This is a genomic window from Winogradskyella aurantiaca (assembly GCF_003362725.1).
GTDB lineage: Bacteria > Bacteroidota > Bacteroidia > Flavobacteriales > Flavobacteriaceae > Winogradskyella_A > Winogradskyella_A aurantiaca.
In genome coordinates this window covers 187,985-202,591 of sequence record NZ_QKTV01000005.1, presented here as the reverse complement: position 1 = coordinate 202,591, position 14,607 = coordinate 187,985, and the positions used below count along the sequence as shown (strand labels likewise).

The following is a 14,607-nucleotide window of genomic DNA, read 5'->3' as shown; positions in this document are numbered from 1 at the left end:
ATGCTAACGATTGATGATTATTTCTGTTTTAATACAATGGCAGGTAAGTTTAATGCTTTATAGGCTGTGTTATAATCAGCCATTTCTTTACTAACAATAGCATCGTGTTCATCCTTGTAAACACGCCAATCTGCCAAAAGGTCTTTTAAACGCTCTTTTGCACCTTGGGTTACCTTTGGATCTGCCTGATTTATATAGCCTGCTAGGTTTAACAATTGCGAATTGAGTTTGTTGTTAAAATTGATCACATCCTGAAAGGTTTTTTGCTTTGGTTGAATTAGGTTTTCTTCCCAGGTTGAAATGCGTTTCGAAAGCTCTTTACCTTTCGTAATTAGATCCTCCGAACCTTCTTGATTTTTAAGCAGTTTTTCGAAGTTCTTAATTTGTGCCTTGGCAGAGCGCATATTATTGACAGCATTGTGCATTTCTTTCACAGTTTCTTCGATAGTCAATAACATGGTTTGTTGTTCTATGTAATCTTGTTTAGATGCTTCTATTGCTGGATTTGGAAGCACATTCACTGTTGTTTCTGAAGAAGTATCACCAAGCGTTAACTTTAAGGAATAGGTTCCAGGAGCAACTGTAGATCCACCCAAATACCCGAACACAAAGACGTCATCTACTGGTGGTAGTGAATTACGATCAAAGCCCCAGGCAAAACGGTTAAAGCCCTGTTTAGCGGGAAGAACCTGAGGTGACGGTGGTCCACCAGGCCAGCTTCTAAAATTTTCTGGTTTTTTGCTGCTATAGTTTCTAATAAGCTTACCATCCTGACGTACTTCTAATGTGAGTTCCAAGGAGTCAACTTCTTCAGGCAGAAAATAATCAATAAGTACACCTGATCTTGGGTTTTGTCCTTGGCCAACTGCATTTGAGTTCCCTCCAAAGAATATTGGTGTGTCCTTTGGTTGGTAAATTTTTAAGGCATCACTTTTATCAGCTTGTTGAAATACAGCCAGATCGTCCAATATCCAAAATCCGCGCCCTCCAGTAGCAGCTACCAAATCATTATCCTGAATAATTAAATCATTGATTGGTGTTATGGGTAAGTTTAATTGTAGTTTCTGCCAGCTTGCTCCATCATTTACAGATAGATACATGCCCACTTCTGTTCCTGCGTATAAGACGCCATCTTTCTTTTTGTCAGCCCTTACCACTCTTGCGAATCCATTAGGATCGTCGATTCCAGAGACAATCTTGGTCCAGGAGTTTCCATAATTAGATGATTTGAAAATGTGTGGTGTTAGATCCATACTTTTATAGCGCATTACCGTAATGTATACTTTTGCTGGATCGTGCTCTGAAATGTCAATACTATTAATGATGCCATCTGATATTCCCTTAGGAGTAACATTGGTCCAGTTAGCTCCTCCATCTTTTGTCACTTGAAGGGTACCATCATCTGTTCCTGCATATAGAACTCCCTCTTCATGTTGGGATTCTACTAAAGCCGTAATCGTATTATAATTTTCACCTCCTGCTGCTTCGTTCGTAAAAGGACCTCCTCCAGGACCATGCTTTTCTATCTCATTTTTAGTAAGGTCAGGACTTACCACTTCCCAGCTTTGTCCTTCGTTGGTACTCTTAAATACCATATTTCCAGCATGGTAAATGGTGTTTCTATCGTGGGGGGAAGTAATTACAGGTGCATTCCAATTGTAACGGTATTTAGAATCTTTAGGTGCAATACTCAGGCCTAGTTCTGGATATTGTTTGATGGATTTTTGTTCTTTAGAATCCATAGTCCAGCGACTCAGATTTCCCTGGTAAGTACCACCATAAACCGTTGTTGGATCATCAGGATCAAAAGCCAAATAGGCACTTTCACCACCTGCCGTGGCATACCAATCTTTCCATCCAATTCCCCCATCATTGGTTCTACTAGCTATGGCTACTGTTGAATTGTCCTGTTGACCGCCATAAACGTAATAAGGGAAACGATTGTCTGTAATAACCCTATAAAATTGAACAGTAGGTTGGTTTTTCTGTGTACTCCAGCTTTTACCTCCATTAAAAGAGATGTTAGCCCCACCGTCATTGGAATTAATCATGACCTCATTGTTCTTTGGGTTGATCCAAAGATGATGATTATCACCATGGGGTACAGGAATATTTGAAAAGCTTTTACCTCCATCAATGGACTTCATTACTGGGGCATTGAGCACATACACCACATTCGCATTTTGAGGATCAGCAAAAATCTCCATATAATACCATGATCTGGTAATGTTGATTCGGTCTTTATTAACCTGAGTCCATTTATCGCCTGCATTGGTAGATTTGTAGACTCCAGCTTTCTCGCCTTCTGCTTCAATGACAGCGTATACCGTTTCCGAATCTGCACGTGAAACGGATATCCCAGATTTTCCTAAATCTTCTGGTAATCCCTCAGTCATTTCATTCCAGGTGGTTCCTCCATCAGTTGATTTGAATAAACCAGAACTTTTACCTCCTGATTCCATGTACCAGGGATAACGTCGGTGTTGCCACATAGAGGCATATAAAATCCTTGGATTGTTATAGTCCATACTTATGGATGAGCAACCCGTAGTAGTATCAATATAGAAGACCTTGGTCCAGTTCTTTCCACCATCTGTAGTCTTGTAAATTCCACGGTCTTCTGATGGGGCGTACTGAGCCCCTTGCGCTGAAATGAAGATGATGTCTGGATTGGTGGGATGAATGATAACATCTGAAATATGTCTTGTTTTTTCAAGGCCTAAATGCGTCCAGGTTTTTCCGGCATCCATTGATTTATAAACACCATCACCCATTGAAGTCATAACACCTCGGGCAGCGTGTTCACCCATGCCTACAACGACTATATTGGGATCAGATTCCGACACAGCAATGGCACCAACAGTGCCCATTTTAAAATGGCCATCGGAAATATTCTTCCAGGAAATTCCTGCGTCCTGTGTTTTCCAAACTCCACCACCTGTAGAGCCCATATAATAGGTGAGTGGGTCACCGGTGACCCCTGTGGATGTCACGGATCTTCCACCTCTAAAAGGGCCGATATTTCTCCATTTTAATCCGTGAATTAGACTATCCTGGAAATGAGAATTAGTAGTATTTGAAGATTTCTTTTTGGATTTTTGTGAATGACTTAAGCTAAAGGCACATAAAGCCAATACAAGCAATAGGATGTTTTTTTTCATTTTTATGATGTTGGTTGATTGCTATTTGCCGGGGCATGGAAAATAGAAACGAAAAGGTAGTGAAATTCTCTCAGTTTTTTAAAAGGATCAACAATTAATGCGCACCTGACTTTGGGGTAGGAGTTACCACACCAACTTCTTTTGAAAACGCTTCCCATTCTAGCATTAATGATTCAAATTTATTAGGATGCAGACGTCTTATATTAACCGATTCACCCGGGTCGGATTTAATGTTGTACAGTTCAAAGTTTTTGAAGTCCAATGGGGAGTGTATGTTAACTAATTTCCAGTCGCCCTTACGCAACATGGTATAGCCTCTGTGTTCTAGGGCAAAAACGTAATTTTCGTCGTGAATCTTAATAGTATCATCCTTGAATAAAGGTAAAAGGGATGCCCCTTTTAAGGCTTCTATCTCATGACTATTGTATTCAGAAGGATAAGATATTTCCAGCAAATCATACAGTGTTGGGGCAATGTCCATTAAGGTCAAAAACTGTGTTTCTAGTGAATTGGACCTCTTTATTTGCAGGCCCGAAATGATAAGTGGTGCTCTCATACCACCTTCTGTGGTATATCCTTTGAAGTATTTAAAGGGGGCGGAACCGGCTTCGGCCCATTGAGGCCCATAAGACACATAAGAATCCGGTTGTCCCATGTTGTTATAATTATTATCAAAATGTTGTTTAATATAAGGGCCGAAGTAAGAATGATTGACAAAGTCTTCTGCTGCGGCACCATTGTCCGACATGAACATAATTATGGTGTCCTCATAAATTCCCAATTCCTTGAGTTTGGTTATTAATCGGCCAACATTATAATCCAGATTATCTACCATACCAGCATAGAGCTCCATTTTCCGTTCTTCAATTTTTTTCTCTTGAGTCGATAAATTTTTCCATGAAACAACCTCGGGAAATCTAGCGGGTAGTTGGGCATTCTCTGAAATTAGACCAGCCTTAATAGCACCTTTAAACCGAGCAATCCTCAAGGAGTCATAGCCTCCTTTGTAGTTTCCTTCGAATTTTTTCCAGTGCCTCTCGTCTACCTGAAGCGGCCAGTGCGGGGAGGTGTAAGCTGCAAAGCCAAAGAATGGAGAATTATTGCTATGGGCCTGCTCTATATAGGATAATAGCTTATCTGTATACAAATCTGTTGAATAGGCTCCTTTAGGCCATTCTGTTTGCTGGCCATTTTCAGTATATGGAGAAATGGCAGGTTCGCGAAGAACACCGACGTTGTTGTAATGATTAGCTGCGCCTTCCAGCATTACAAAGGACTTATCAAACCCCTTATGATGTGGATTGTCCTCGACTTGAGTTCCTAAATGCCATTTTCCGGCCATAAAGGTTGAAAAACCTTTGGTTTTTAATAATTGTGGTATGGTCACCACACGGTTCGAAAGGTGACCCTCATAACCTTCTACATTGGTTCTTAAGTCCTGACTTCCCATTCCCGCAACATGGTTATTATTACCAGTTAAAACCATGGCTCTGGTAACTGCACAGTACGGTGCTGTATGAAATTGCGAAAAACGGATACCCTGAGAAGCTATCTTGTCCAGATTAGGTGTTGGAATTTCGCCACCAAAGCAGCTCATATCCGTAAAGGCGAGGTCGTCTGCTAGTATTAATAAGATATTAGGTTGGGATTGCGATTGAATCCATCCATGAAACAATAAAACCAGAATCCCGATGTACTTTGAAAGATATCTACTCATAAACTATAAATAGCTTAACCACCATTTATCTTTGTTGGCAGCTTTGTATTGCATAAATTTTCTACACAGAGGATATAATATGAGTATGACAAGCACCCAAACCAAATAAGTAACCCAAAGATCGAAGCCAATAGTGGCGAGATAGCCGCTTTTAAAAGCATCAACAGAAAGTAATAGTTCTTTCCAATCCTCGCCTAAAATTGGTAACACGGCCATTCCTATGATATGAATGAGGTATAGATGTATCACATAATAGAAGAATGGCACCCGTCCAATCGTGACCATTATATTTGAAAATCTATTTCTAACCAATTCAATATGATTTAAAAAAATAAAGGCAGGCCCCAGGGTCATGAGTGTATAAATGAGAGAGGGGGGATACTTAGTGGTATTTAGAAAAGACAACAATGTATACGCAAAAGAATCTCTTACTTCCCATAATCGTGGATCACCGTAAACATTTATGAATCTCAATATAAAGAACAATAAAATGGATCCAATGCCAAAAATCAGAAGGTATTTACGTCTGATGCGTGGGTTAAATCCTCTCTGGTAGAAATGACCAAAACAATAACCAAGAATCATTATGCCTAACCAGGGCAAGAATGGATAAGCAATGGCCAACATGCCCGTACCCTCATTAATCACCAGAAAGTGGTGTTGGTGTGTAAAGTACCAAATGACATCTTGAACCGTTGAACCATCAGCTGAGATCCCATCAAGCATATTATGACCAAAAACAATGATTAATCCAAGAACCAAGAGTAGTTTTTTGGGCAACCGAATTAAGGCTGCCATAAAAATCATACAAATGCCAATGGCCCAAATAACTTGAAAAATATGAACACTCAGAGTTATGTCAAAGGTCCATGAAAAGTTTACTACTGTTAATTCAATTAGCACCAACCAGATGCCACGTGTAAATAGAAATTTAGACAAACGATTCTTTGAACTGTATTTAGCCCCATAGAGAAATGCAGATGTTCCTGCAAGAAATACAAAGACCGGTGCGCAAAAATGGGTAATCCACCGCGTAAAGAATAAGGATGGAGTTGTATAGTCGAGATTAGTTGGATCGATAAACATGTAACCCGTGTTTGTGTAATCTCTAACATGATCCAAGGCCATTAAAACCATGACCAATCCTCTTAGTACATCAATGGACTGGATCCGCTCGGTGTTTTTGATCAATTGATTGATTTTTAGTTACTACAAGTTAACGCAATTATTCTGGACATAGTTTAGAGAATAAAAAAAAGCCTCATCAAGAGGCTTTTTTATCCATTAAATTAATTAATTGGCAACGAGAGTTACCGGAACTGAATAAGCTTTCAGTTTATCGCTGAATTCGTAGTCCAGATGATAATAGTTGAGTCGGTCAAGAATAAATTCTTTAACATCTTTATTGCCGCCATCAACTCCTAATACTACGATTTGATTGGCACTGTTAACGGTGAGTCTAATCCGTGCTTTAGAATTTTCATCAACTGCAAAGTTTGGATTTCTCAAGCGGCTTGCCACAGTAGCGCTTAATTGGTCAGCACTCATTTTAGCCGCCTCAGGGTCTGAAGCAGACATTTCCTCAATAGTTGAAACTTCGGTCACTTCTGGTCGGTTAGAATCTGATGACGCTGATCCATTTCCAGACGCACTTGATGCCGAGCCACCACCAGACGCACTTGATGCCGAGCCACCACCAGACGCGCTTGACCCTGAGCTTTTAGCTGCAATGGCTTCCATCTCATCCATTAAAGGTGACGGATCCCAGTAACCTAGCTCTCGAGTGATTTTGCCATCTTCAAACTTATAAGTCAAATGAATAGGAATTACAATGGCTTTGTCGCTACCGTTAATAGTTCCACTCCAATCCAACCAGGCATTTACCCAAGTATCTCCACGATCGGTAACCACCATTTCGAACTCCTGATCCTCTGCCAGGAACCCTCTGCTAGAATAGTTGGCATCATTGGCTTTATGATAGGCAATCAAATCATTCTTGGAAAGAGAATCAGTTTTTGTATTAAAGAATGAATAGGAGTTGTCTGCCATAAAAGCTAGATCGTAATTCATATCATTGTAGTTGTTGATATGTTGTTTTACAGTTTCAATTTCGGAGGATTGTTGCGTGTATCGTACATCGCTATTGCAGCTCACGGTGAGCATTGCGCATAAGATTAGAATTATTAAGTATCTCATTTAAATCGTTTTATAGTTAGGAAATAAAAAGGCCTTAACAGCTAAATTCTATTAAGACCTTATTAAATTAGTTAGCTTCTTCAGCTTTAGAATACGTCAGGTCCTCACTCTTATCATAGATATAAGCCCAGGAATCATCCAATGAAGCGCGGAATTTCGCACGTACTTCATCAGTTTTCTTTTGACCGTGCTTTTTGGCACATACTTCCCAAACGCCATCCATATCTACATCGAGGTCGGCATAATTTTCAAAAGGCCAGGCTACCATGTAATCAGCAGAATCTGAGCCACCACCTGCAAAGGCATACCAATAGCCACGAGGTTGCCCTTCTACTTCTTTCATGGCAGAAGACACGGTCTTAATAGCATCCATAAAATCTGAAGAATTGTTAACTCTAAAATACGTCACCCATACCTTGTCCGTTGAAACGGCTTCAGCTGGACTTACATCTGGCATGGTGGTTGCCATAGAGCTTTCATATCCAGCTACATGTGGCATAATGAATTCATTAAACATGGTACGGCAAGTGTTACCAGCTGGATCGCTCTGATCGTCCATTTCAGCCCACTTATCCATAGTGTCTGTAAATGCCATGGTCATGTTTTTTCCTTGAACCTGACGCCAGGCATTCCATTCATTGGCGCCATTGTTGTTCACGTAGCATTTTTTGTACATTTTCATGCCTTCCATGAATTGCATTTCATGGCCCATCTTCACATTAACCTGAGTGAGGTTAATAATCTTTGTGTCATTTTGTGCCACCAAGAATAATGGGGCTAAAAGACAGGTGAATAATAGTTTTCTCATAATGTATTGATTTAGTTGATTAAAGTTTCAATTCAATACATAACAAAATGGTTTGAGCGCTAAGGCGCTAAAATAGTATCACGAGAAGAGGGCAAAATAATTGGAGCTACTAATTAATGGACTCTAAATTTTGCTATTAAAAGAATCATTATCAACTAGGTTAAATGTTGACAACTCCTTAAAAATAAGAAATTTAAATGAATTAGAGCGAAATCTCTATTTGATTTCTAATAATGTCATCAAAAGTTTCACGAGCTCTAATCAAATAACTTTGGTTGTTATACCATAACACTTCGGCAGGTCGGTAACGCGAATTGTAGTTACTTGCCATGGTAAAACAGTAGGCTCCTGCATTTTTAAAACTTAGGATATCTCCCTCTTTTATTTCGGCAATTCTTCTGTTATTAGCAAAGGTATCTGTCTCGCATATATACCCAACCACTGAGTAGAAGCGTTCCTTCCCATGAGGGTTAGAAATGTTAACGATTTCATGCTGCGATCCATACATCATGGGTCTTATTAAATGGTTGAACCCAGAATCCACCTGTGCAAATACCGTTGAGGTCGTTTGTTTAACCGAATTGACTTTAACAAGGAACTGCCCAGCTTCACTCACCATAAATTTGCCAGGCTCAAAAGTAAGGGTTAATTCGCCCCCGTATTCCTGGCAAAACTCGTTAAAGCGTTCTCCTAGTTTCTCACCCAATTCTTCCACATTAGTTTCAATATCATTGGCTTTATAGGGCACTTTAAACCCAGATCCAAAATCAATAAATTCTAAATTTTTGAAGTTTTTGGCTGTTTCAAAGAGAATTTCACTGGCGTATAGAAATACATCAATATCTAAAATATCGCTACCAGTGTGCATGTGGATCCCATTAATATGCATGGAGGTATTTTCAACGATACGCAGTAGGTGAGGTATTTGATGTATCGAAATCCCAAACTTACTGTCTATATGACCCACAGATATATTGGTATTACCGCCAGCCATAACATGAGGGTTGATACGCACACACACAGGAACATCGGGATATTTAGAACCAAACTGCTCTAATACGCTTAAATTATCGATATTGATTTGTACACCCTTGGCTGATACCTTTTCTATTTCTTCGAGAGATACACCATTAGGGGTAAATATAATTTGTTCTGGATCAAATCCAGCTCTAAGTCCAAGCTCCACCTCTTGAATGGAAACAGTATCTAATCCAGAGCCTAATTGCTTAAAGAGCTTTAATACTGAAATATTGGAAAGCGCTTTAACAGCATAATTTAAACGCAATTGGTGTACGTTTTTAAAGGCTGATGTCAGGCGGTTATACTGATAGGCAATTTTATCAGCATCATAAACATATACTGGACTACCAAATTCTTCTACAATACTTAGAAGGTCTAAACTCATAGCAACATTTTGGACAAATATAGATTTTAGGTGATTCTACGAGGAAAAAATTACTAAAATTTAATTATTTTTTACATTTTGTTAATTATTTAACTTTTCATGAATTTTTTCTCATTTTAAATGTTAGTCTAAAACGCTGTGATTAATTATTTTTGCGTCATTAAAAAATTTTGAAAGATCAATGAATTTACACGAATATCAAGGTAAAGACATATTAAGTAGTTTCGGTGTGCGTATACAACGCGGTATTGTTGCCCAAACTGCCGATGAGGCTGTTGCTGCGGCCAAAAAACTAACCGAAGAAACAGGAACTGGATGGCACGTGATTAAAGCTCAAGTCCATGCAGGTGGCCGTGGAAAAGGTGGTGGTGTGAAGCTTGCTAAAAACTTAGAGGAGGTTCAATCAATTGCCGACCAAATCATTGGTATGAATCTTATTACTCCGCAAACATCAGCTGAAGGTAAAAAGGTGCACCAGGTATTAGTGGCTGAGGATGTTTACTATCCTGGACCATCAGAAACCAGTGAGTTTTATATGTCTGTTCTTTTGAATCGTGCTACAGGTAGAAATATGATTATGTATTCAACTGAAGGTGGAATGGACATTGAAACTGTTGCCGAAGAGACTCCACATTTGATTTTTACAGAAGAAATTGACCCTGCTGTTGGTATCATGCCATTTCAGGCCAGACGTGTAGCTTTTAATTTAGGATTATCAGGAGCTGCATTTAAAGACATGACCAAATTCGTGACTGCTTTATACACGGCCTACGTCAAGTCGGATTCGTCTTTGTTTGAGATCAACCCGGTGTTAAAGACTAGTGATGACAAAATCATGGCTGTTGATGCTAAGGTGACCATTGATGACAATGCCCTATACAGACATAAAGACTATGTTGCCTTAAGAGATATTAGAGAAGAGAACCCAATTGAGGTGGAAGCCAAAGAAGTTGGCCTTAACTATGTGGATTTAGATGGCAATGTGGGTTGTATGGTTAATGGTGCTGGTTTAGCAATGGCTACCATGGATCTTATTAAACAAGCTGGTGGGGAACCTGCTAACTTTTTGGACGTAGGTGGAACTGCTGATGCAGCCAGAGTGGAAACAGCATTTAAAATTATTCTCAAGGACCCTAATGTAAAGGCCATTTTAATCAATATTTTTGGTGGTATTGTACGTTGTGACCGAGTTGCACAAGGGGTAATTGATGCCTACAAAAACATGGGATCTGTTCCTGTGCCAATTATTGTGCGCTTACAAGGAACCAATGCCGATATCGCAAAGGATCTTATTGATAATTCAGGCCTGGACGTGCTCAGTGCCACTGAATTTCAGGAAGCAGCAGATAAAGTACATGAAGTATTAGCCTAGACTAGACAAATAAGGATTAAAAGCCCCATCATCTATGGGGCTTTTTTTATAAACCAAAGTTATAGGCTACCTGGAACATTAGGGATTGTTTGCTTTTAAGTAGACCATATTCTCCTCTAATAGCCCAGTGCTTATTAAAGACATAGGTCCCGCCAATTACCATATTCCATTCAAATTCCAAACGTTTATCAAATTGATAATATACAGTGGTATCCTCCAAATTTGTTGCCGCATTTCTAATAATATTATAAGCTGTTGTGGCTTTTGTTTTTTCTGCAAGACTAAGAGCATCCCACTCCGGGCTCATAGTATATTCTTCCCACTGCTGGTCAAATTCTTCTATATCTTCTGGGGTTAAATCTAAAGCCTCTCCCAAACCTATCTTTCCGGAAGTTGTTCCTTCTAAGTTCTGATATTGTGCTCCTGCCCATACTGCCCAAAATTTAGATGGATTTGTTTTACTCACAAAACGTTTCATGACTCGCATGCCGCTAACTCTAACCTTAACCGGCTTGTCCAGACGCTCGTTGGTTGTCCAGGACCATGAATAATCACCTTGTAAAATAACTGGTCCTACAGGAATAACGCCAACTAAGTTGATACCGTAATATTGCCCGTTTATATCAGTATTAGACTCAATTGCTATCGGTTCAAGTAAGGTTATGGTTTGCTTTCCCCAAACCTTTCCGTAATAGCCACCCACCGATATGAAAGGGAGTACCCAAGCTTCAATTCGCCCAAATAGAGTATTAATTCTACCTTGTGAGGGTCCAAATTGAATGAGTTCGCTTATTGGATCTAATCGCTCAAAATCAGGGATTTCATCTCCTTGAGTAAAAGCCATTCTAAAGTTTTCCAATATAATTCCCTGCTTATTAAATATTGTTCCTATTGAGGCACTAAAGGGGAGAGGTAAAGTATAGCCTTTTTCATAGGCTTTCTTTCCTAGAATAGGTAAAACGTAGGGATATTCATTTTTAGTAATTGAGGTGGTGTCAACCTCTTGACTGTTTAGCCCCATAACACACAAGAGTGTGGCTAAGAGAATGGTATTTTTCATAATTGTTCATTCGAATTTAATATCACAATAATAGGTTGACTATATAAATATATGAGAAGAATATGAGTATGCCAAATAGTAATACATTATAAAGACAGAAATTAGTCCAGAAGCTACTTATTTTGTTTAAGATCTTAAATAACTACTTTAAACACAAGTGTTAAGCAATGATAAAAAGCGTTAAATAAGCGTTAATAGAATAAAAAAAGCGTAACAATTCTAAATCGGCCTCGTCTTTTAGGTGTCAATCATTTAAATCGAACAATTATGAAAACATTAAAAGTTTTATTACTGGCCGTAGCATTTACGTTCAGCGGTGCTCTTTCAGCTAGCACAGAACCTGTAAAAAAAACTGCTGAGAAATCAAATGAGATTAGTAAAACGGTTAGCAAGTTATTAGAAAACCCATCATTTCAAATTGATGATGAGCTAAATGCTATGATAATTTTAACTGTTAATCAAGAAAACGAAATTGTGGTTTTATCAGTAGATTCTGATCATGAGACTTTAGAATCTTACATCAAAAATCGTTTGAATTACGAAAAATTAGACACAGACTTTAGTGGAAAGCAGAAAACTTATAAAGTTCCTGTTAAAGTGAAATCAATTTAATAGTTAGGTTTTTAAGAGAGCCGCCAAGAACTTAGGTTTTTGGCGGTTTTTTTATAGATGTAAACCACACTCGGTTTTGGGATTGTTATTCCAACGCCCCGAACGATCATCTCCTGGCACTGTACAATGTTTACAGCCAATAGAATGATAGCCTTTACTCACCAAAGGGTGAAAGGGTAAGTTGTGTTTTGAAATATATTCATCCCGTTCTTGTTTGGTGACATCTAGTAAGGGATAAAATTTTAGAATATCTCCTCTGAGTTCAAAAATATCTAAGGTCTTTCTGTGGTCTGATTGCCATTTCATCAAACCTGAAATCCAGATGTTGTAATTCTTCTTGACACGATCCAAGGGGTTGACCTTATTAATACTACAACAAAAGTCTGGATTCTTAAGCCATGTTTGGTCGTTCGTAGTAAATTCATGTTCTTCTTTAAGAGCGGAAATAGAAATGACCTCAAGTTGGTACTGTTCAGACAATTGCGCTTTATATGCCAGCGTTTCTTCAAAATGATACCCCGTATCAATAAAATATACCTTCTGCTGGACAGCTGCATCTGAAATGTGTTTTAAAAGGAATGCTGAGGTGGCTGCAAAGGAACTTGTAAGCATGATATCATTAAGATTAAAATCCTGATAAAGCTTAGTAATTCTATCTCTAACTGATAACTGTTGATACTTACGATTTAATTTCTTAATCTCACGGACCGAAAATTTAGGGGCCTCATTTGTTTTCAGTTTTTGAAGGGGCATAGTCGTGCTTATTTATATGCAAGGTAGGCCATTAGTCCATAGGTTTGAACCTCTGGGATTATAATTGCCTGATTCTTAAATTGAGCACTAGCTCATTGAGGATTTCGCAGTAGACTGATTTGAATTTGGAAATATATGCATCAATTGATCGATTATTTAAACAACCACTGATAGGCTTGCTTGAACTGGGCTTGCCAAAACCCCTCATTATGGTGACCACCTTCCACAAGTTCCATGTAATACTGTTTGGGAGTAAGTTCTTTGTTTAAAAGGACCTCAAGAATTGGTTGGTACGCACTGATCATTAGCTCTCCTTCATCGGCCCCGATGACAATATAGAATTTAGAACTATCCCTAATTCTTGTCTTCTCAGTGAGTTCTGTAATCTGGGGATTGATCCAGAATGATGGTGACAGGGCAATAGCTTTTGAAAACAAATCCTGATGTTTAATAACCGCATAATAGGCCATAAGGCCTCCAAGAGAGGCACCAGCGATATTCGTACCTTCAGCGTTTGTTATGGTACGGAAGTTTGCATCTATATAAGGTTTTAACCTTGTAATTATAAATTCAAGGAATAAATCACCCTCCCCACCGCCATATTCAGGATTTTGATAGGGGGTTAGTTCATTTAAACGCTCTTCATTACCATGGTCGATTGCCACTATAATGTGATCTGCTTTTATGGTATCCAGATATTCATCCACTTCCCATTCACCTGCGTATGAACTTTCTTTATCAAATATATTTTGTCCATCAAACATGTACATCACCGGAAATGCCTCTTTCGTCGCATTGTAGCGTTCAGGTAAATAGACCCAAATACGACGCTCTCCAGGAAGTTGTGGTACTTCTATTTCAAACGTCATAACTTGCTGTGATGCAGTTCTTTGGCTTAAAATAGTTAAAGTATTAAAAAGGACTAAAAGCAGGATAAATCGTTGAACTATTAGTGATGACAAGGGATGCGAAATGATTAACGTTTAAAAAATCCGACTAAGTGACAATTATTTTTCGACAAGATACAGTTATTGTATGATAACAATTACAAAGGCTGTTATAATTTTAACCTAACGAATTAACCCATAGACTCATGTATAATCGTTTAGAAAAATTAAGCCTTCTTTCAGAAATGATTGCCTTTGCTCAAACTGATTCTAACATCAAGGCTATTGAATATAACTTCCTATTAAGTATTGCCAAGCAATTAGATATATCGGAGGAAGATTTTAATTATCTTTTCGAAAATCCAGCTACTCACGTACATCTTAAATCCCATAGTGAGCGTATAGTTCAGTTTCACAGGCTTATATTATTAATGAATATTGGTGATGATAAAAGTGCAAAGCAATTACAGAAAATTCACAATTTTGGATTACGAATGGGTCTAGGTCATGAGGCCATAAATCGAGTTTTAGATCTAATGGAGAGTTTCCCAGATAATATTGTTCCACCTGACTTTTTGATAGATATTTTTAAAGTTCAGTATAACTAAAGATACTAGCAAGTATTAATTTTAATCA

Annotated in this window: 12 protein-coding genes; 3 read left to right on the top strand and 9 right to left on the bottom strand. The window is 38.5% G+C overall.

Annotated elements, in window-relative coordinates:
* Positions 1 to 17: 17 nt before the first annotated feature.
* The 6 genes from DN064_RS10030 to lysA form a co-directional block, all read right to left on the bottom strand.
* Entirely contained in the window at positions 18 to 3,161 is a 3,144-nt protein-coding gene (locus tag DN064_RS10030) for a VPS10 domain-containing protein (RefSeq protein WP_115462513.1), read from the bottom strand.
* A 94-nt stretch (positions 3,162 to 3,255) separates the two neighbouring features.
* On the bottom strand, positions 3,256 to 4,878 hold the full coding sequence (locus tag DN064_RS10025; RefSeq protein ID WP_115462512.1) for an arylsulfatase: 1,623 nt from the start codon (positions 4,876 to 4,878) through the stop codon (positions 3,256 to 3,258).
* Between the two features lie 3 nt (positions 4,879 to 4,881).
* On the bottom strand, positions 4,882 to 6,069 hold the full coding sequence (locus DN064_RS10020) for a DUF1624 domain-containing protein (protein ID WP_115462511.1): 1,188 nt from the start codon (positions 6,067 to 6,069) through the stop codon (positions 4,882 to 4,884).
* Positions 6,070 to 6,171: 102 nt separating this feature from the next.
* Positions 6,172 to 7,074: a nuclear transport factor 2 family protein gene (locus DN064_RS10015; protein WP_157962282.1), complete on the bottom strand. Its 903-nt coding sequence runs from the start codon at positions 7,072 to 7,074 to the stop codon at positions 6,172 to 6,174.
* Positions 7,075 to 7,141: 67 nt separating this feature from the next.
* Positions 7,142 to 7,882 carry a hypothetical protein gene (locus DN064_RS10010; protein ID WP_115462509.1) on the bottom strand — a complete coding sequence of 247 codons (741 nt, stop codon included), beginning with the start codon at positions 7,880 to 7,882 and terminating at the stop codon, positions 7,142 to 7,144.
* A gap of 202 nt (positions 7,883 to 8,084) precedes the next feature.
* Positions 8,085 to 9,287, bottom strand: coding sequence for a diaminopimelate decarboxylase (gene lysA, locus DN064_RS10005; protein ID WP_115462508.1), 1,203 nt, complete (start codon positions 9,285 to 9,287; stop codon positions 8,085 to 8,087).
* 181 nt (positions 9,288 to 9,468) lie between these two features.
* Between lysA and sucC the strand changes: the two genes are divergently transcribed.
* Positions 9,469 to 10,659 (top strand): ADP-forming succinate--CoA ligase subunit beta, encoded by a 1,191-nt coding sequence (gene sucC, locus DN064_RS10000; protein WP_115462507.1) that lies wholly within the window; start codon positions 9,469 to 9,471, stop codon positions 10,657 to 10,659.
* Positions 10,660 to 10,705: 46 nt separating this feature from the next.
* On the opposite strand, the gene DN064_RS09995 is transcribed toward sucC, so the two are convergent.
* Entirely contained in the window at positions 10,706 to 11,719 is a 1,014-nt protein-coding gene (locus tag DN064_RS09995) for a hypothetical protein (RefSeq protein WP_115462506.1), read from the bottom strand.
* Between the two features lie 267 nt (positions 11,720 to 11,986).
* On the opposite strand from DN064_RS09995, the gene DN064_RS09990 reads away from it, so the two are divergent.
* On the top strand, positions 11,987 to 12,331 hold the full coding sequence (locus DN064_RS09990) for a hypothetical protein (protein WP_115462505.1): 345 nt from the start codon (positions 11,987 to 11,989) through the stop codon (positions 12,329 to 12,331).
* Positions 12,332 to 12,382: 51 nt separating this feature from the next.
* Here DN064_RS09990 and DN064_RS09985 read toward each other — a convergent pair whose 3' ends face one another.
* Positions 12,383 to 13,084 (bottom strand): phosphoadenylyl-sulfate reductase, encoded by a 702-nt coding sequence (locus tag DN064_RS09985; RefSeq protein ID WP_115462504.1) that lies wholly within the window; start codon positions 13,082 to 13,084, stop codon positions 12,383 to 12,385.
* 152 nt (positions 13,085 to 13,236) lie between these two features.
* The gene (locus DN064_RS09980) at positions 13,237 to 13,953 is read right to left on the bottom strand and encodes an alpha/beta hydrolase (RefSeq protein ID WP_115462503.1); all 717 of its coding nucleotides are present in this window, start codon (positions 13,951 to 13,953) and stop codon (positions 13,237 to 13,239) included.
* 224 nt (positions 13,954 to 14,177) lie between these two features.
* On the opposite strand from DN064_RS09980, the gene DN064_RS09975 reads away from it, so the two are divergent.
* On the top strand, positions 14,178 to 14,579 hold the full coding sequence (locus DN064_RS09975; protein WP_115462502.1) for a TerB family tellurite resistance protein: 402 nt from the start codon (positions 14,178 to 14,180) through the stop codon (positions 14,577 to 14,579).
* Positions 14,580 to 14,607 lie beyond the last annotated feature (28 nt).